We start from the raw sequence: 19,841 nt of genomic DNA on the forward strand, positions 1-19,841 counted from the left end.
TTAAAGCTATGGAGGTTTTGCAAAGGCTTGGCGCTATTTTTATTAGCGCTGAAAATATCTGTGCTTAGTTAGACACCATGAATACATTATCGGCATGATGATGTTATGTTCCTTCTAGAGAAAGCATAATCCCGGCCAGTGGCGGTAATGTAATAACAATGGAATCTGGTAATGCCATCCAGGGTTCATGAGTAGTCCTAATATCACCTATATTAGCCATGTTACTCCCACCGTAATGGCTAGCATCACTATTAAATATTTCATGATAAATCCCGCTGACGGGAACGCCGATACGATAATTAATACGGGGCACGGGCGTGAAATTAAGGACAATTAACATAAAGGTGTCATTGCGTGAGCGGCGTAAGTAACTGATGACGGATTGGTCTGCATCGTGACAATCAATCCAGGCAAAACCCTCTGAATAAAAATCAAGCTGATGTAGCGCAGGGGTATTCTTGTAAAGATGATTCAGATCACGTCCGATTGCCTGTATATTGGCATGCTGTTTGAGTTCAAGTAATTTCCAGTCGAGTTCATGATGGATTCTCCATTCCTGAATTTGCCCGAATTCATTCCCCATGAAATTCAATTTTTTTCCTGGCCAGGTTATTTGGTAAAGAAATAGTAAGCGTAAATTAGCAAATTTTTGCCAGATATCGCCCGGCATTTTGGTTAATAATGACCCTTTTTCATGGACTACTTCATCATGTGAAAATGGCAATATGAAATTTTCAGTATAGGCATAGAGCAAGCTAAAAGTCAGCTGATTATGGTGAAAACGTCGATATATCGGATCTTGCTGTATGTAGGAAAGAGTATCGTTCATCCAACCCATATTCCACTTCATTGAAAATCCCAGACCGCCAATATAAGTTGGGCGGGATACTGCTGGCCATGCTGTCGATTCTTCGGCCAGTGTCAGCGCACCAGGGAATTCTTCATGCACCATGATGTTCAATTCTCTCAGGAAATCAATTGCGTCTAAATTTTCTCTTCCACCATATTGGTTGGGGAGCCATTCCCCATCCTTACGGGAATAATCAAGATAAAGCATGGAGGCGACAGCATCTACTCTTAATCCATCGAGATGAAATTCGGATAACCAGTAATGGGCGCTCGATAATAAAAATGATTTGATTTCATTGCGTCCATAATTAAAGATGCAGGTTCCCCAGTCCTGATGAAAACCAAGACGTGGATCTTCATGTTCATATAGCGCAGTACCGTCAAAACGTGCCAGAGCAAAGGTATCCTGTGGAAAATGCGCGGGGACCCAATCGAGAATGATACCCACTCCTGCCTGATGGCAGGTGTCGACAAAAAATTTAAAATCATCAGGGGTGCCATAGCGATTCGTAACAGCAAAGTATCCGGTTGTTTGGTAACCCCAGGATTCATCGAGTGGATGCTCGGATATAGGCAATAATTCGATATGGGTATACCCCATCTCTTGTATGTAAGGAAGGAGAGATTGGGCGAGTTCACGATAAGTATAAAAGCGTCCATCAGGATGGCGTTTCCATGAGCCCGCATGTATTTCATAAATATTCAATGGGGCATGTAACCAATCCCAGTCTGCTCTGGCGGTCAGCCATGCGGTGTCCTGCCAATCATATCGTTCACTTGAAGGCGTCAGTGCGGCCGTGCCGGGACGCAGTTCATAACGTGCAGCATAAGGGTCTGTTTTGAGCAGAATCTCACCGGTATGACGATTACGGATTTCATATTTATACAGAAAATTCTCTGGCATGCCAGGTATGAATAATTCCCATACACCACTGGAATGGTGAACACTCATTGGATGCACTCGCCCATCCCAGCGGTTAAAATCACCCACCAGGCTGACACGTTCAGCATTTGGCGCCCATACTGAGAAACGGATTCCCGTGATACCGGAGACGGTTACTTTATGCGCACCTAGCGTACGATAGGTTTGTCTGAGCTTGCCCTCATTAAATAAATATAAATCATGATCAGAAATTTGTAATGGGAATGCATAAGGATCATAGGTTTCGTACGTTATGGTTTTGAGTGTCGCATCGATTTCATCAATATGTAATAAATAAGGTTTATTTGGCAGAGTTTTGCCTTGCCATTCAAAAATCCCGTCAGGGTGGATGCGTGTCATGGAATCGAAATGACCGTTTATATGAATCTGGATATTGATAGCGTGAGGATGGAATACTCGTATTAATCCATGGCTATGCGTCATATGCGGACCAAGATAAGCGGATGGATGATGTAGTCGTGCGCTCAGCAGCGCCGTCATAAGAGAATTGGGCTGGGTGGAAATGGCTGTGGATTTAATTGATTTATCTCGCATAGGTAGAATTATAATGGCTCTATTTGTTTACCATGGTTGGGTCAAATTAAATTCCCTATTAGAAAACAATAAAATGCGTTAACATATTCAGCGCAATGGCAGCGTGATATCACACTCTGGAAAATAAGGAATGTATTCATATGAATCAGTTTCCGATAAAGCCTAGAACCAGTGCACATTTCCGCAGCAATCATACCCGCAATACGCTGGCGTTGATACTTGCGGGTGGACGCGGTAGTCGTTTGCATCAAATGACAGACTGGCGTTCTAAGCCGGCAGTTCCCTTTGGTGGCAAGTTCCGTATTATAGATTTCCCCCTTTCCAATTGCGTTAATTCAGGAGTCAGGCGTATTGGCGTTGTCACGCAATACAAGGCACAGAGCTTAATCCATCATATTCAGCATGGCTGGAGCTTCCTCGATGGGCGTTTTAAGGAATTTGTCGAGTTACTACCGGCACAGCAGCGAACCGAAGAAACCTGGTATCAAGGGACCGTCGATGCAATCTTCCAGAATCTGGATATATTACGCCGTCATGAAGCAAAATACGTATTGATTTTGGGCGGCGATCATATTTATAAGATGGATTATAGTCAGTTGTTAGCGGAACATGTAGAAAAAGAAGCGGATATGACGGTTGCTTGTTTAGAGATTCCGCTGGCTGAGGCTGATGCCTTTGGCGTAATGGGCATTAATGATGAGTGGCGCATTACCAGTTTTACTGAAAAACCCGCTAATCCGGTGTCAATCCCAGATCAACCAGATAAGGCGCTGGTCAGTATGGGTATTTATGTATTTAATGCTGGATTTCTTTATGATGAGTTGATTCGTGATCATGATAACCGTGAGTCATCTCATGATTTTGGTAAGGATTTGATTCCTTATTTAGTATCTCGTTATCGCGTATTTGCACATCGATTTTCAGATAGTTGTGTCAATATGGTTTCGGGCACTCCCTACTGGCGGGATGTTGGAACAATCGATGCTTACTGGGAAGCAAACCTTGATCTTACTACGGTCACTCCGGAACTGAATCTATATGATGAGGACTGGCCGATCTGGACATACCAGGAGCAATTACCACCTGCAAAATTTGTTTTTGATGATGACGATCGGCGCGGTCAGGCATTGGATGCAATGGTTTCAGGTGGCTGCATTATTAGTGGTGCGACGGTGCGTCGTTCATTGCTGTTTTCTCATGTGCAGGTATGTAGCCATAGCATCATTGAAGATTCAGTCATTCTACCAAATGTCATAATTAATCGAAATGTACGTCTGCAGCGGGTTGTTGTAGAAAAGCACTGTATCCTTCCAGAGGGGTTGGTGGCCGGAGGCAATCCTGTAGAAGATCGCAAGCGATTTCATGTTACGGATAAAGGTGTTACGCTGATTTCTCCAGAAATGCTGGGACAGCGGATTCATCATGTGCGCTAATTTTAGTAACGTTTTAAAATTATTGTTTTTCATATGAGTAAGCTAAATCTTGTTTTGCTGTGGCATATGCATCAGCCAGACTATCGAAATTATGCGACTCAGGAATTTGTCTTGCCGTGGGTATATTTACACGCGATCAAGGATTATACGGATATGGCCTATCATCTGGAGAGACATTCGAAAATCCGTGCGATCGTAAATTTTGTTCCGGTATTGCTGGATCAGCTTGAAGACTACGCAGAACAGTTTTCTACACGACAGATACGTGATCCATTACTGCGGTTGTTGGCGACACCTGATCTCGATCATCTTTCTATGAAGGATCGCTTGCATGTGTTCAATAGCTGTTTTTTAAACGATCATCATACGATGCTGCAGCCATATCCGGCTTATAAGCGCCTACATAATTTGTACGGAATACTTAGCAAACGTGGCGAGGGTGAGCTAACCTATTTCTCAGGCCAATATTTGGCGGATTTACTGGTATGGTATCACCTGGCATGGACGGGCGAGAGCGTACGAAGAAATAACGAAATTGTTATGCGGCTGATGGCCAAAAGCGAAAGATTTAGTTATGCAGATAGGATCCAATTATTCGATTTGATTGGTGATCTGCTCCAGGGACTGATTCCACGTTATCGCAAACTGGCTGAATCGGGTCAGATTGAATTATCGACTACGCCCCATTATCATCCCTTAGCGCCGTTGCTGATTGATTTTTCTTCTGCTCGTGACAGTATGCCTAATGCAGTTTTACCTGTGAGCGCTGTTTATCCAGGGGGACGCAATCGGGTTGCATTCCATCTGGCCTCGGCGATCAGGACTCATATTCAGCGCTTTAATGAAAAACCGACAGGTATATGGCCGGCTGAAGGCGCTGTTTCAATTCCCTTGCTTAATATTATGGCAGAGCAGAATTGCCGATGGAGTGCAAGTGGTGAGGGTGTACTGATAAATAGTTTACGTCAATTATATTCCGATGAGGCGATGCCGGACCGGAGTGATTATCTTTATCGCCCCTATCGGATCAGTGGGGAAGCGAGCGAAGTGACTCTTTTCTTTCGTGACGATAGATTATCCGACATGATTGGCTTTGAATATTCGAAATGGCACGGACGCGATGCGGCTGAGAATTTTATACAGTCTCTGGAGCAAATCGGCCATAGCGCATCATCTGGAGCAAACCCAATTGTGAGTATTATTCTGGATGGTGAAAATGCCTGGGAGTCATATCCCTATAATGGTTTTTATTTTCTTGATGACCTTTATAGCTTACTGGATAACCATGCGGATATTCGTACTATTACCTATCGTGACTATATTGGCTCTCCTGAATGTGTAAAGTGTATCTTCACCTTGCCGACATTGATCGCAGGTAGTTGGGTATATGGTACGTTTTCTACTTGGATTGGAGAACAGGACAAGAATTGTGCGTGGGATATGCTGTGTGCAGCCAAGCGGAGTTATGAGTTGGCCATGGAAAGTGATCGATTGACAGCGAACGAAAAAACCGAAGCAGGCCGGCAGCTTGCTTCCTGTGAAAGTTCCGATTGGTTCTGGTGGTTTGGTGATTATAATCCGGCTTATGCGGTGGCTAGTTTTGATCAGCTGTTTCGGCATAACCTGATCAATCTCTATCAGTTACTAAAATTACCCATACCCGCGACAATATTTGAACCCATCAGCCAGGGGGGCGACCTTGAAACCAGTGGTACGATGCGGCGATCTTCTTTGGAATAAAATTTTTGTGACAATGTAAAAGGCATTACCCGGATGTAAAATTCTTTAATTATCGGGATTCTGATTATCATGAAAGTATTTCTGGAATAACCGAATGCCTCAGCGCGTATCCCTACTTTTTGGTGTACATGCACATCAACCTGTCGGAAATTTTCCTGCAGTGCTGGATGATGCTCACCTGCGCTGCTATAAGCCTTTTCTGCATGTACTTTATCGTTATCCAGATTTTCATTTTGCCGTCCATTTTTCTGGCTGGCTACTGGATTATTTGCTACTCCATTATCCTGAAGATATGGCATTGTTGCGAGAAATGGTGGCGCGAAACCAAGTCGAATTATTTGGTGCTGGAGACACGGAACCCGTGCTGGCAGTTATTCCAAGCCGCGACCGTATTGGGCAAATCGAAACTCTTTCTAACAAACTGGCTGTAAAATTAGGACAACGTCCCCAAGGTGCGTGGTTAACAGAACGCGTGTGGGAATCAGCGGTTGTTCCCACATTAGCTGATTGTGGTATTCGTTATGTCATTGTGGATGACTATCATTTTCTTTGTGCCGGGAAAGCAATTTCCGAATTAAATGGTTACTTCACCACGGAAGAAAATGCCCGCACGCTGGACTTGTTTCCCATTTCCGAATCTCTACGCTACAAACTTCCCTTTTCGACTGTTGACGATTCGATCGCGTATCTTGAGTCTCTGGCAGATAACAGGGCAGTCAATAACCGTATTGCGGCAATTTATTTTGATGATATTGAAAAATTTGGTATCTGGCCAGAAACGTATCAGTGGGTATACGAAAAAAATTGGCTAGAGCTATTTATTCAAGGGGTGTTGGCTTCATCAAAAATTTGCACCCGGCATTATCGAGATTTCCATGCTGCTGAGAAAACACGAGGTATTATTTATCTTCCTACAACATCTTATATCGAAATGAATGCATGGACACTGCCTGTCGAAGCCGCTAATGCATATACCGATCTGGTTCAGAAAGTTAAGACCTGGGGCTGGTATGAACACAAAAAAGCTTTTTTGCGTGGGGGTATTTGGAAAAACTTTTTCTCGCGCTATCCGGAATCCAATTGGATGCATAAGCGCATGCTGGGGCTTTCTTCGCGTCTAGCCATGTTACCAGAAGGATATCGTACACCTGCAATGTTGGAAAAACTATATAAATCCCAGGCTAATGACGCCTACTGGCATGGTTTGTTTGGTGGTTTGTATCTGCCTCACTTACGCCGTGCGGTATACAAAAGTTTGCTTGAACTGGAAGCAATGTTGGATACGCATATGCCCCGTCCATCTTGTTTTATGGAAGATACCGATCTTGACGGAGTGGAAGAAGTCTACTTACAGAACGGGGTCCTTCAGATAGTTTTAAAGCTTGATCATAATGCCAGTATTTGTGAACTGGATGCTTATTCATTAAATCATAATTTTGGCGACACATTACGACGTCAAGTTGAGCATTATTATGAAAAGCTATTACCAGGTGAAAATATGATTTCCGGTCAAGCAGTTGAGGGTATTGCTTCAGCGCATGACCGGGTAAATTTTAAACATAAGATTGATGCGATAGATATTGAGCCAGATAGTTACGCTCAAGGCTTGTTTATTGATCGTCTGGATGATGTATTGATAAGCTACCGGTACGAAGATCCAGTCATTGAGGATAACGGTTTCTTAATAAAAAATACTGCGCTGAATATCAATAAAGCAGTGGCATTATTTGATAATCAATTACAGATTTCATACCGCTTTTCGGGAAACAGAGGAAATATATTCAGTACCGAAATTAATCTGGCTATGCCTAGTTGTGATGGCATGGGAGGGCGTTATATTTACCAGGAAAAAATACCGTGTGGTTTTGGTCAATGGCTTGAGTTGCAGCATGTAGATGAGATCATGCTGGATGATGATACATTAGGTGGGTATCTATTATTAAAGACGTCATCTCCTGTGATGTTACAGGGTCAGCCCCAATTTTCGGTTTCACAATCTGAGAGTGGGTTTGAAAAAATTATGCAGGCTGTAAGGCTGCGTTTGGAATGGCCAGTGAGCACTGAAGAACTGATTATTACGCTAATGATCAGTGCAAGAGAAGCCACTGAATGCGGTGACGAGTAGTGTATAAAATTAAACAAAAATACCAGAATCGATTTTTTTGTTTTCTGTTATGAGTATGAGAACGGCCATTTTTTATCTGTAGGCTTATTTTATTTTTAGAACTTTCCTGTTGTATTGACTTCTAATTAGATAGTAATGCAATAAGTAGGGGTTTTTCATATTTTTTCATTAGAGGAGAGAAGGAATGATATCCGATAAAAAAGAGATGATTTTAATGTCAGTCAGTATTTTTTTTATGCTGGTATTAATCTCTATACCTGTTTCCGCTGAGACGAATCTTTCATTCAATACCGCACAATCTCCGACCGAGAATTATTTATTAGCTTATGCTGATAAAACCGAAACAGGCGATGAAAGCTCGCATGGTAGTCGTGACAGCGTGGTGGAGCCAGGCGAGAAGCATAAGTATTCTGGTAAGTGTTCTGGCATGTCCAGAGTAGACCTCGATAAAGATGGGAAAATCAGTAAAAAAGAATTTATGCAGCATCATGAACGAATGTTTGAAAAAAAGGATATCAATAAAGATGGTTTTATCGATAAAGAGGAAAGCCGTAAAATGATGCACCATAAGCATAAGCATGGACATATGGGTGATAAAACGCAAGGAGATATGGAGCAATAATGCTAGAAAAATATTTGCTTTAAATTAATCCGGTATCAAACACAAGAATAAGGTTTTCAGTATGGTTAAAATTTTCTATACTGAAGGTCTTATTCAGTAATAATCTTCGTTGAGCCCTTGAAATTTATTCACGCTGCTGATATTCATCTGGATAGCCCGCTTTCAGGACTGGCTATGTATCAGAATATTCCGATTGAGCTTTTACGCACAGCGACTCGGGATGCTTTTACTAACCTGGTTAACGAAGCAATAGAGGAAGCCGTTGATTTTCTGATTATTGCCGGGGATCTCTACGATGGCGCCTGGAAAGATTACAACACCGGTTTTTATTTTTCGCGTGAAATGGGGCGGCTCGATCAGGCTGGGATTCCTGTTTATCTATTATTTGGTAACCATGATGCTGAAAGCGAAATAACCAAGCGTCTGTTATTACCACCTAACGTGCATCAATTCGAATCGCGTAAGCCAACTACCTTCCAAATAGAAAAAATACAGGTTGCATTGCATGGTCGGAGTTTTAGAGAGGTTGCAACGACAGAGAATCTGGCGGTTACTTATCCAGATCCTGTTCCCGGATGGCTTAATATCGGTGTGCTTCATACGGCGTTGGAAGGCAATGCAGCCCATGCGCATTATGCGCCTTGCTCGTTAGCTGAGTTATCGGCTAAAGGTTATCATTATTGGGCTCTGGGTCATGTACATGAGTATGCGATTTTGCAGCGCGATCCGTGCTGGATTGTTTTTCCCGGTAATCTTCAAGGAAGACATAGTCGTGAGACAGGCTCTAAAGGTGCCGTGCTTGTGACAGCTGATGAAACGGGCATTGTGTCAGTTGAGCGTTTGTTAGTTGATGTTTTGAGATGGCATCATATGGATATCGATATCAGCGAACTTCATTCGCTTGAAGATGTTGTCCGATTTACGGGTCGAGAGTTTCAGCAATTGATTGTTGAGAATCAGGAGGACAAACCCATCACAGTCCGGCTCACTTTCTTTGGTAAAACCGCTGCTCATGGTGAACTTTTTGGTATGGAAACTCATCTTAGAGCAGAAATTATCGGTCAGGCTGAGGCGATGGGTCTTGATAAGCTGTTTATTGAGAAGGTACGCATTGAGACGCAGCCTGTTGTAACCGCGAGCGAGATCAAAGCTCGCGCTGATGCAATTGCAGATTTGCAGGTCTTATTGGAAGCAGCAACCTCTGATCAGTCATTCCTAGAAGACCTGGGGAAAGAATTACAATTCCTGGCAGGAAAAGTCCCTTATGAACTGATTGAAACCGTTCCTATTCTAAAGGATGTCCGCGATGGTAATCTGGTGCAGATAATAGAAACGGTTTCACCTGGATTGGTTGCTTATGTGACCAGTACAAATCAGGATTAAGTCGGGTGCGTATTAGCCGGCTTGATTTGTTGCGTTATGGAAAATTTACGGATTATTCCATTTCACTGCCCAAATCAACACAAGATTTTCATTTAATAATTGGGCCAAACGAAGCAGGTAAATCAACGATCCGCAGTGCTATTCTTGATTTACTGTTTGAGATTGAAACGCGTTCCGCTTATAACTTCTTACATCCCTATAGTGAGATGAAACTAGGTGCACTGATTGAGAATGAGGATCAATGCCTTGATTTTTATCGAACAAAAGCCAGAAAACAATCCTTGTTTTGCTCGATCAGCGATACTGTATTGCCACAGGATAAACTGATTGATTTTATGGGTACGACGGATCGTTTGTTCTTTGATCAGATGTTTGGGTTAGACCATGAAAAATTGGTATCTGGCGGGAATGAAATTCTTCATGCGGCTAACGATGTCGGTCAGATTCTTTTTCAGGCAGCGGCCGGCATCGGTAGTTTGGGAAAGGCACGTGATGCTCTGGTATTAGAAGCGGATAAGCTTTGGGCGCGCCGTAAATCAGGGGAACGCGCATACTATGTTGCGAATGATGCGCTGATTCAGGCAGAAGCTGAATTGAAGCAAACTACTGTTCGAGCAAAAGATTGGATAGCAGCACAAGCTAGCGTGACACAGTGGGAACAGGCACTCGCTCAATCTCAACAACAATATCGAATACAGGATGCGGAACAGGTTCGCCTGGAGCGAATTCGTCGCGTTGAATCCACCTTGATGGCATTGCAGGAACAAGAGTTTGAACTTGAGAAATTGGGTGAAGTCATTGTGTTGCCATCTGATGTTGCTCAGCAACTGGTAGCGATGGAGCTGGAATTTGATAAAGCCAATCAGGAGTATACCTTTCATAAAAAACATAGGGATAGCATACATAGCCAGTTAAAAGATATTCGGCCGGATGAAAGTCTGCTCAAGTCAGAAATGGATATTCAGATGCTCATCGAGCGTTGGCAGCAGATTCAGCATTACGAAGCAGAGATTATAAAAAAGCAGGAGGAAATCAAAATATCTTGGCAGCAGATTGAAGGATTGGTGCATCAGCTAGGTTGGCCATTAGAAAATGGAAGACGGTTGGCAGAGCGATTACCCGCCTTACCGATCAGAACAACCATTACGAAATTACTAAAACATTATGATGTGCTGGAACAAGCGGAATATACTGCCGAAAAAGCCGTTAAAGATAAGCTGAGGGAAGTTCAATTATTTGATGAGCAGATTGCGTTGCTTCCTGATGCACCGATTTCGACTGATTTGCGTGTAGCGCTGGCAGCAGCAGATCAACTGGGTGATTCACGCACTTTTTCAAGGCGCCTGGAATCCCAGGCGAACAAGGCAAACCTTGAGTTTAGGTCGGCTCAGACTGGGTTGGGGCCTTGGCATTTAGAAATGGAAACATTACGTAATCTTACGTTGCCTTCGGCAGAACGGATTGTGCATCTTCAACGGCGACAAGCCAGTTATGAAGCATCAGTTGCTACTTTGCTGGAACGGCTGGCAGAAATGAATGCCGGTATTCAAAATCAGAATCTTGAAATTACACAATACTGTCGGTTACATCATCCCATTACCCCGGAAAAACTCATTGCCGCTCGTGATGCCCGTGATGCAATTTGGGCATCTATCAAATCGGGTGTTATTTCACCATTGGAAGCCGCTGTCGATTATGAAGCCAGGATCTGTGATGCCGATATGGTTGCCGATCAGCGTTATGAAAAAGCACAAGAAGCCAGTGCGTTACAATCTAAATTGGATAACCTGCAACGCATGCAGCAACAAAAGACAGATCTGCAAGCACGTATTGATGTTAACCAGGATGCATTATCGGCAGTACAGAATGAATGGGCCATGATTGCAAAAGAGCTGGGCTTAGCAACGATATCGTTGTTGGATATTGATGCCTGGTTGCAGGCCAGGACGCAGGTACTGCGCGCATTCGATGATGCCACGGAAGCAAAGTGTGAATTGGCAATGTTGAAGCAAGATGAAGCAGAAATTAAATCAACCTTACTGAAAGGCATGATCAAAAGTGAGATAAAAGCCGATGCTTCTATTCCCTTACCAGCACTTGTAGGTATGGCTAAAAGATTCATTGAAAATGCGGTGGAATCTCAAACAAGACGTGATGAATTGATTCGGCAGCGTGAAAAAACCAAGCTTGCTATCGCTGGTTTGGAAGAAAAAGCGCTGACTGCACAAGCTGAGCTGAGTACATGGAAAGCTAATTGGCATAAAAATCTGGCACTGGCCAATCTTCCGGCCGATACTGATATTGGTGCAGTTGAGGGTGCCTTACTGCTATTCAATAAGATTGAAGAAAAACTACATACGATTGACGTATCGCAAAAGGAACAGATCGACATCATGCGTGCTGAGCTCAGTGATTTTGAGCAAAGGGTAACAGCATTCATGTTGATTGTTGCGCCACATTCAAAGCAAACATTAGTGATGCCCATGCTAACGGAACTCGCATCACAATTAGATAAGGCAAAATCTGAGCAGAAAGAATTTAATCGGTTGCTACGCGAAGGTGCTTCTTTTGAAGAAAAATTAAATATAGCGCAGATTAGAATTAATAATACGCAGGCAGAGATTCAGTCATTATTAAAACAGGCTAAGGTAACTACGATCGATGAGCTTAAGGATGCTATTCAGCGCTCGAATAGTTGGCGTAGACTAAACGAATTGATAATAACCGCAAAAGAAACATTATCGAAGAATAGTGATGGCTTGACACGAGCGCAACTGGAAGCGGAATTACAATCAGCAGAGATTTCACAAATACCTGGCATGTTGTCTGAATTAGCCAATCAGAAAGAAGCGCTCATGCAAGAACACACGAGCTGTTCAGCCAATCTTGCGACCGCAAAAGAAAAGCTTTCGGCGATCGGCGGACAAGACGAGGCCGCGCGTGCGGAATCACAGCGTCAGGCTGCACTGGCCAGAATGGGACATGCTGCTGAGCGTTACATCAAAGTATATACCAGTGCGAGGTTATTGCGTTGGGCAATCGATCGATACCGGGAAACAAAGCAAGGGCCCATGCTTGTACGCGCCAGCCGGATTTTTTCCATGTTAACGCGCGGATCGTTCAAAAAGCTGGTTGTCGATTTCGATACACAGCCGCTGACATTGGATGGGCAACGTGCTGATGGAACCATTGTTGGTATTTCAGGTATGAGTGATGGTACGCGTGACCAGCTCTATCTGGCGTTACGATTGGCTGCACTGGAGCTTCATCTGGAACAAACAAAACCGCTTCCCTTCATTGCGGATGACTTATTCATTAATTATGACGATAAACGTGCAACAGCGGGTTTTGAAGTGCTAGCAAGCTTGTCAGAAAAAATGCAGGTTATTTTCTTGAGTCATCATCATCATTTGGTTCCCGTTGTGCAGGCTGTATTTGGAAAACGGGTAAATATTGCCAGCTTGTAAACATCTGGCTTAATCTATAATGAATTCTAATTTATTGATTTTAATAAATAAGTTGAAATTATGGAAAGCAGTATTTCTGATCGAATTTCCGTACAACCGCCACTCCAGCCAAATAATGTATCGCTCTCTGGGTAAACACCTCATGACTGCACTATCTAATCGGATAATAGTGCATGCAAGTCAAATATTACTGATAGACGATTTTTAATTTAATTGCACATTATTTAGAAAGGCTTCGCATTCATTCTCAAGTGTCTTAGCCATGGACTGATAGCCTTCAGGATATCTCTCCGTACAATCTGCCCCAATCACAACGCTTGAGAAAGACGGATGACGGCATTTAAAGCCATGCACAGTCATATTAAATATGATCTCCGGAAAATTAGGATTATTGAATTCTTTGGTAGTAATATCGTACTGAACACAGTTGGTATTCATGTTATTGCTTCTGACTTTATCTAGAACAGCATTAAAAGTCACCGTCTGGAAACGGGTTTCCATCAATTTCCATTTTGAGTTCACGTAGGATAAGAGATCTTGCGAATTTGTGAGTTCTCTATCAAGACTAGTGCGACTCGCCACTGCTAGATAACTGTGTAATTCCTGAAACTCAGAGACATCGGGAAGTTTCTTTTTAAAAATAATCATATCAGGAAATGGACTCCTTCCTGATACCCAGTTCTCCTCTTGAGGTGGTAAAACTGAAAATCCGTTGAACTGCAATCGATTTATAGGGTTGATAATGGGCTCACCTACATACGGTTGAGTTATGCAACCTGTAACAAGTATTCCAAAAATGCACGCCCCAACCCATCGTCTAAGCGTATTCATTTTTTATCTCCTTGGAATTAGGTCATAAAACTTCTAACGATTATCCACAGTTGCACACAGCCATTAATTAGTCAACAATGCAAGCATTCATGTTCCGTTATGCATCATAATTTCTTTTCACAACTTTTTTAGATGAGGCCTTTGTTTTGATCATATTACGATAACTGGCCGTCATACCGGTTATTGGGCGCCATAATTATTTTTGGTGTATGACAAGAAAAGAAGGCCATATTTGCAAACGACATTCTTTGTATACCGCTCCGACTATCTGCTGATCCCAACGAATTTGGCTCTAGCAATCCCTTGTCTGAAAGATCCTATTTGCGATGTGCAGTTCATGATGGGAGATTTTTTTACGAAATTTTGTATCTTTTATCTCGCGACTATACGATCTAAGAGATTGCCTCACGATAGCTAAAAATTAAATCTCTGATTATATGCTTCACATATTTTTCACTTATGCTGTGATATTCTGTTTTTGTACTAATGACTTCCTTAGAGTTGTTTCCTTGTTCTTTCTGAGTGAAAAAAGGAGGATCTCCCCCCCGCTCCTTCCTTTTTTCCTCTATTCTTACCAGTAGCACCCTGCTGCGAGGTGATCCCAGTTGTATTGGCGTAAGCAGAATAGCTTTATTTTGCTATTAACATCATGTTCGATAGTTATAAAGATAGCGGTAGTGAGGTGCTTTCTGGTTGATCTGTAATTATTAGAAATTGATTGGATTGTGGTGGCAAGATTTAAATTTGCTTATTTTCTGATTCAGATTGTAATCGCGTGTTTTTTCTTTAGAATAGAAAAGCAAGGTATATTTTATTGATTCAATGATTTGTCGTATTGCTATCGTGATATCGCCAAGAACTTATATGCGGGTTACGAGAGTAAACCTGCCCCGCATAAAATATTAAACAATAATTCAGGCTGAAAAATAAATTATTAGCCAGACTATCTTGATTGGGATAGAGAGCCGAAGTGGTCAGGGATTTAGGTAGCGGTATGAATTACGGGAAACCTGACCTTAACAAGATTATTGAGATGATATTGCGTAAGCAGATGCGCCTTAGCAAACCATTAAAAATGTTGATGTAGCATTTCAGAACTTTTTAGATGAGTGAAGGGTGGCGGAAATCTCGGGTACCCTCGATTTAAAGGTAAAGACATTCGCAACTCTTTTCGAGCTGACAACGGGCCCGTTAACTCTTTCAACAATGCTGTTGAATGCGTAAATAAAACCGTAAAATTGCCTATGTGCGATGCGGTCAGGATGCGGAGAGGCTGCGCTTAGATGGTCGCAATTTGTCAGCTATAGTAAACAAGCAGGCTGACGGATGGTATGTGTCAATTCTGGTAGAAACAAGGCGGCAAGCTCTGCCGTTTCAGCCTGTGGAGAGGAAAGCTCTGGCGCTACGCAAAACTGGCAGCGTGAAACTATCCTTCGTGAAGCAGGAAATAGTAGATTTAGTCAGAAATGAGTAGGTTATATAGAGCGGTAAAAATATACACCCACAGATTGATATATAAATTGATTAGAAAATCTAGGTAAACACTCATGAGGAAACGAGAAGTAGTTATTGTGAGCGGTGTGCGGACCGCAATTGGGGATTATGGCGGTGCACTTAAAAATACACCACCAACAGAATTGGCGGCAAAGGTCGTTCGCGAAGCGATAATTCGCAGCAGCATCGTTCCGGATGAGGTCGGACACCTAGTATTCGGCAATGTCATTCATGGCGAACCGCGAGACATGTATCTCGCTCGCGTAGCGTGTATTAACGGTGGGCTTTCACAACAGACATCTGCCCTGACATTAAATCGGTTATGCGGGAGTGGTTTACAGGCTATTATTTCTGCTGCACAGACGATACTGTTAAACGATACGGATATAGCGATCGCTGGTGGTGCAGAATCGATGAGCCGTGGTGGATATCTGTTGCCCGCTTTACGCTGGGGACAAAGGATGAATAATGGGAGCGCGATGGATATGATGGTAGGTGCATTGACGGATCCCTTTGACAACATACATATGGGAGTCACAGCGGAGAATATTGCAGAAAAATGGCATATTAGCCGTGAAGACCAGGATTTATTTGCAATAGAAAGTCATCGTCGTGCAATTCATGCAATCAAAAATGGCTATTTCAGAGAACAGATATTATCCCTCGAGTTAACAACGCGTACAGGAATTACTATTTTTGATAGGGATGAGCATCCACGGGAAGATGTTACTATAGCGGCATTGGCGCAGTTAGGCCCCGTTTTTCAAAAGAAAGGAACTGTTACGGCAGGCAATGCTTCTGGAATTAATGATAGCGCGGCAGCGATGGTACTGATGGAGCGACATCTCGCTGAGAAGCGTGGTCTGGAGCCCATGGCGCGACTGATTGCTTATGGGCATGCGGGCGTTGATCCCCGGTTTATGGGGATTGGCCCGGTACCTGCGGTACACAGCGCGCTTCAACGTGCCGGTCTTAAAGTGACAGATATGGATGTCATTGAATCTAACGAAGCTTTTGCTGTTCAGGCTTGTGCGGTAGCAAAAGAACTTCATTTTGATCCGGAAAGAACGAATCCAAATGGAGGCGCTGTTGCTTTGGGGCATCCTATCGGTGCAACCGGTTGCATTCTTGCAATCAAGGCGATCTATGAACTGCATCGAATTGAGGGCCGTTATGCGCTAGTGACGATGTGTATTGGCGGCGGTCAGGGAATTGCGGCTGTCTTTGAGCGCCTTTGACGGAAAATTTCATATAATTAAAGCAAAAAATATGTCTTCTCTAACCCAGTCATCTGCCTGGCTTGCATTACAGACGCATCAACGTGCGATAGCACAGATGCACCTGCTTGAGCTGTTTGAACAGGATACCCGGCGTTTCGAGAAATTTACTCTGTTTTTTAACGATATTTTACTGGATTACACAAAGCAGCCCATAACAGACAGGACGATTACTCTGCTGCTGGATTTGGCACACCAACAAGGTTTGGCCGATTGGATTGCCCGTCTGTTTGCTGGAGAAAAAATTAACAGTACTGAGAATCGCGCCGCACTGCATAGTGCTTTGCGCGGGAAGCAGGCTGTCATGGTTGATGGCGTAGACGTGATGCCGGAGATTAAACGTGTAATGCGGCAAATGGAATGTTTTTCGATAGCTGTGCGCTCTGGTGGAAAAAAAGGATACTCTGGAAAAAATTTTACTGATATTGTTAATATCGGTATTGGGGGGTCTGATCTGGGCCCCTTCATGGTGACGGAGGCATTGAAACCTTACGCATCGCCTCATCTCACAGTCCACTTTGTTTCAAATGTTGATGGAACACAATTGTTTGAAACATTACAGTCACTTGATCCGGCTCGGACACTTTTTATTATTGCTTCAAAAACATTCCTGACTCAGGAAACCATAACGAATGCCCGTTCTGCGCGGACATGGTTTCTGACTCATGGCGGCAACGAGGATAATATTGCCAGTCATTTTGTAGCCGTTTCAGCTAATCGTGCAGCCGTAAAGGAATTTGGCATTGATCCAGACAATATGTTTATGCTCTGGGATTGGGTAGGCGGACGCTATTCATTATGGTCAGCAATTGGCCTGCCAATTGCTTTGGCAATCGGTATGGATAATTTTTATTCACTGCTTGCTGGTGCAAATGAAATGGATGAGCATTTCATGACGGTACCGTTGGAAAAAAATCTGCCAGTCATACTCGGCTTGATTGGTATCTGGCAAATTAATTTCTGGGGTATCACTGCGCATGCCATATTGCCGTATGATCAGTCTTTACACCGTTTTCCCGCTTTTTTACAACAACTGGAAATGGAAAGCAATGGAAAGCGAGTCACCCGCGCTGGAGAAATTGTTGATTACAGCACCAGCCCCGTTGTCTGGGGTGAACCAGGAACCAACGGACAGCATGCTTTCTATCAGCTATTACACCAGGGCACGCAAACGATCGCAGCCGATTTTCTGGCACCTTGCCAAAGCCATCATATGATTGGTACGCATCATCATTTGTTGTTGGCTAATTTCTTTGCTCAGACAGAAGCGCTAATGCGTGGCAAGACAGCGGACGAAGTACGTGTTGAACTTGAATCTCAAGGTGTGGCGAATGACTTACTGGAAAAAGCCATTCCACATAGAGTTTTTCCTGGTAATCATCCGACCACTTCTATTCTATTTAAGAAACTAGATCCTAAGACCCTGGGTTCACTCATTGCACTCTATGAACATAAAGTTTTTGTGCAAAGCGTTATTTGGAATATCAACCCATTCGATCAGTGGGGTGTTGAATTGGGTAAACAGCTTGCCAGTAAAATTTTGACTGAGCTGAATCAGGATGCAGTCATTACTTCTCATGACGTTTCTACTAATGGATTAATAAATTATTTCAAAACGAATCAATAGAGATAGGATCTCTTCTGTTTTGAATGAACTCCTTATATTATTTATTACGCCTGAAATTTACCCATTGAGCAAGACCGGCGGGTTGGGAGATGTCAGTGCAGCCTTACCCGGAGAATTACGTCGCTTAGGTATAGATATCCGGGTTCTTACGCCAGGCTATCCGCAGGTACTGTCGGGACTAAAATACAAACGTAAGATAGCGGAATTTAAGAATCTGTCGCAGTTTCCTGCTGCCACTTTATTGTCAGCGAGATTATCCACTAGTACCGCTGAAAGTATCCCGATATTTGTGATCGATTGCCCTGAATTATATCAACGTCGGGGTGGTCCCTATCTGGATGAGGGTGGACGTGATTGGCCAGATAATGCATTTCGCTTTGGCTTACTTTCAAAAATTGGCGCCATTCTGGCAAGTGATGCCAGTCCGCTTGCCTGGCGGCCACATATCGCGCATTGCAATGATTGGCAAAGTGGCCTTACCCCGGCATACCTGCATTTTCATCAAGGACAGAAATCCGCATCTTTGATGACAATACACAATCTTGCTTTTCAGGGCATATTTCCGTCTGACAGTGTTGCTCAACTGGGATTACCTCCGAGTAGTTTTGATATGAATGGGGTCGAATATTACGGCGATTTGTCCTTTCTAAAAGCCGGACTTTATTATGCACACCATATCACTACAGTAAGCCCTGGTTATGCACAAGAAATTCAAACCTTGCCCTTAGGTTTTGGTATGCAAGGATTGCTGGCCACTCGTCATAAAAATTTGAGCGGTATTATTAATGGAATTGCAACCCATGAGTGGGATCCTGCCAATGATCCCGATATCGTACGTAATTACACTAGCAAGACGCTTTCAGCTAAAAGCTTGAATAAGCAAGCTTTACAACGACAAATGGGTTTGGTTGTCAATGCAGATATTCCCTTGTTCGGTGCCATCAGTCGTTTCAGCTATCAGAAAGGCTATGATTTGCTATTACAAGTGGCGCCCCAGTTGGTTAAAATACCCGCACAACTGGTTATATTAGGCACGGGTGATCCAGAGCTGGAGTTCAAGCTGACACTGCTGGCCAACGCCCATCCAGGAAAGATAGTGGTGCGCGTTGGCTTCGACGAAGCGCTTTCCCATTTAATTGAAGCAGGTGCGGATAGTTTCTTAATGCCTTCGCGCTTTGAGCCATGTGGTTTGAATCAAATGTATAGTCAGCGGTATGGTACGCCGCCTCTGGTGCATGCGACAGGCGGCCTGCTGGATACGGTAGTAGACTGCACGCCGGCAACGCTCAATGATAGAAGTGCAAGTGGATTCCTGTTTTATAATATGACGGCAAATGAACTCTTGGCTACGATAAAGCGGACTGTTACAGCTTATCATGATAAGAAAAACTGGCGACGTTTACAAAGGAACGGTATGGCGAAAGATTTCAGCTGGTACCCCAGCGCAGCTGCCTATCGAGAAATCTATCTATCATTGTTACGCTGATTAAATTCGAGAAACTGATGAAAGATTGCT

11 protein-coding genes are annotated in these 19,841 nt (G+C 43.3%); 9 read left to right on the forward strand and 2 right to left on the reverse strand.

The window, feature by feature from the left end; genetic code table 11:
• Positions 1 to 103: 103 nt before the first annotated feature.
• Positions 104 to 2,326, reverse strand: a complete 2,223-nt coding sequence (gene glgB / locus BUQ89_RS00160) for a 1,4-alpha-glucan branching protein GlgB (protein ID WP_036573018.1) — start codon at positions 2,324 to 2,326, stop codon at positions 104 to 106.
• 140 nt (positions 2,327 to 2,466) lie between these two features.
• Between glgB and glgC the strand changes: the two genes are divergently transcribed.
• The 6 genes from glgC to BUQ89_RS00190 all read left to right on the forward strand — a co-directional run bounded on the left by glgC (position 2,467) and on the right by BUQ89_RS00190 (position 13,096).
• Positions 2,467 to 3,759, forward strand: a complete 1,293-nt coding sequence (gene glgC / locus BUQ89_RS00165; protein ID WP_028461502.1) for a glucose-1-phosphate adenylyltransferase — start codon at positions 2,467 to 2,469, stop codon at positions 3,757 to 3,759.
• Positions 3,760 to 3,792: 33 nt separating this feature from the next.
• Entirely contained in the window at positions 3,793 to 5,499 is a 1,707-nt protein-coding gene (locus tag BUQ89_RS00170) for a glycoside hydrolase family 57 protein (RefSeq protein WP_028461503.1), read from the forward strand.
• Positions 5,500 to 5,593: 94 nt separating this feature from the next.
• Positions 5,594 to 7,624: an alpha-amylase/4-alpha-glucanotransferase domain-containing protein gene (locus tag BUQ89_RS00175; RefSeq protein WP_028461504.1), complete on the forward strand. Its 2,031-nt coding sequence runs from the start codon at positions 5,594 to 5,596 to the stop codon at positions 7,622 to 7,624.
• A 214-nt stretch (positions 7,625 to 7,838) separates the two neighbouring features.
• Positions 7,839 to 8,246: an EF-hand domain-containing protein gene (locus BUQ89_RS00180; protein ID WP_245812858.1), complete on the forward strand. Its 408-nt coding sequence runs from the start codon at positions 7,839 to 7,841 to the stop codon at positions 8,244 to 8,246.
• A gap of 117 nt (positions 8,247 to 8,363) precedes the next feature.
• On the forward strand, positions 8,364 to 9,629 hold the full coding sequence (locus BUQ89_RS00185) for a metallophosphoesterase family protein (RefSeq protein ID WP_028461505.1): 1,266 nt from the start codon (positions 8,364 to 8,366) through the stop codon (positions 9,627 to 9,629).
• Between the two features lie 5 nt (positions 9,630 to 9,634).
• The gene (locus tag BUQ89_RS00190; RefSeq protein ID WP_028461506.1) at positions 9,635 to 13,096 is read left to right on the forward strand and encodes a YhaN family protein; all 3,462 of its coding nucleotides are present in this window, start codon (positions 9,635 to 9,637) and stop codon (positions 13,094 to 13,096) included.
• A 204-nt stretch (positions 13,097 to 13,300) separates the two neighbouring features.
• Here the strand turns inward: BUQ89_RS00190 and BUQ89_RS00195 are convergent, their stop codons facing one another.
• The gene (locus tag BUQ89_RS00195; protein WP_028461507.1) at positions 13,301 to 13,927 is read right to left on the reverse strand and encodes a hypothetical protein; all 627 of its coding nucleotides are present in this window, start codon (positions 13,925 to 13,927) and stop codon (positions 13,301 to 13,303) included.
• Positions 13,928 to 15,474: 1,547 nt separating this feature from the next.
• Here BUQ89_RS00195 and BUQ89_RS00205 point away from each other — a divergent pair.
• The 3 genes from BUQ89_RS00205 to glgA are packed head-to-tail and all read left to right on the forward strand — an operon-like array spanning position 15,475 to position 19,811.
• Positions 15,475 to 16,659: an acetyl-CoA C-acyltransferase family protein gene (locus BUQ89_RS00205; RefSeq protein ID WP_028461509.1), complete on the forward strand. Its 1,185-nt coding sequence runs from the start codon at positions 15,475 to 15,477 to the stop codon at positions 16,657 to 16,659.
• Between the two features lie 31 nt (positions 16,660 to 16,690).
• Positions 16,691 to 18,325 (forward strand): glucose-6-phosphate isomerase, encoded by a 1,635-nt coding sequence (gene pgi, locus BUQ89_RS00210; RefSeq protein ID WP_028461510.1) that lies wholly within the window; start codon positions 16,691 to 16,693, stop codon positions 18,323 to 18,325.
• A 19-nt stretch (positions 18,326 to 18,344) separates the two neighbouring features.
• Positions 18,345 to 19,811 (forward strand): glycogen synthase GlgA, encoded by a 1,467-nt coding sequence (gene glgA / locus BUQ89_RS00215; RefSeq protein ID WP_028461511.1) that lies wholly within the window; start codon positions 18,345 to 18,347, stop codon positions 19,809 to 19,811.
• Positions 19,812 to 19,841 lie beyond the last annotated feature (30 nt).

The sequence above is a fragment of the Nitrosomonas cryotolerans ATCC 49181 genome, assembly GCF_900143275.1.
GTDB lineage: Bacteria > Pseudomonadota > Gammaproteobacteria > Burkholderiales > Nitrosomonadaceae > Nitrosomonas > Nitrosomonas cryotolerans.

What these genes read in the sequence shown, in the direction of transcription:
- glgB (WP_036573018.1), bottom strand. Translation starts at nt 2,326, where the DNA reads ATGCGAGATAAATCAATTAAATCCACAGCCATTTCCACCCAGCCCAAT.
- glgC (WP_028461502.1), top strand. Translation starts at nt 2,467, where the DNA reads ATGAATCAGTTTCCGATAAAGCCTAGAACCAGTGCACATTTCCGCAGC.
- BUQ89_RS00170 (WP_028461503.1), top strand. Translation starts at nt 3,793, where the DNA reads ATGAGTAAGCTAAATCTTGTTTTGCTGTGGCATATGCATCAGCCAGAC.
- BUQ89_RS00175 (WP_028461504.1), top strand. Translation starts at nt 5,594, where the DNA reads ATGCCTCAGCGCGTATCCCTACTTTTTGGTGTACATGCACATCAACCT.
- BUQ89_RS00180 (WP_245812858.1), top strand. Translation starts at nt 7,839, where the DNA reads ATGTCAGTCAGTATTTTTTTTATGCTGGTATTAATCTCTATACCTGTT.
- BUQ89_RS00195 (WP_028461507.1), bottom strand. Translation starts at nt 13,927, where the DNA reads ATGAATACGCTTAGACGATGGGTTGGGGCGTGCATTTTTGGAATACTT.
- BUQ89_RS00205 (WP_028461509.1), top strand. Translation starts at nt 15,475, where the DNA reads ATGAGGAAACGAGAAGTAGTTATTGTGAGCGGTGTGCGGACCGCAATT.
- pgi (WP_028461510.1), top strand. Translation starts at nt 16,691, where the DNA reads ATGTCTTCTCTAACCCAGTCATCTGCCTGGCTTGCATTACAGACGCAT.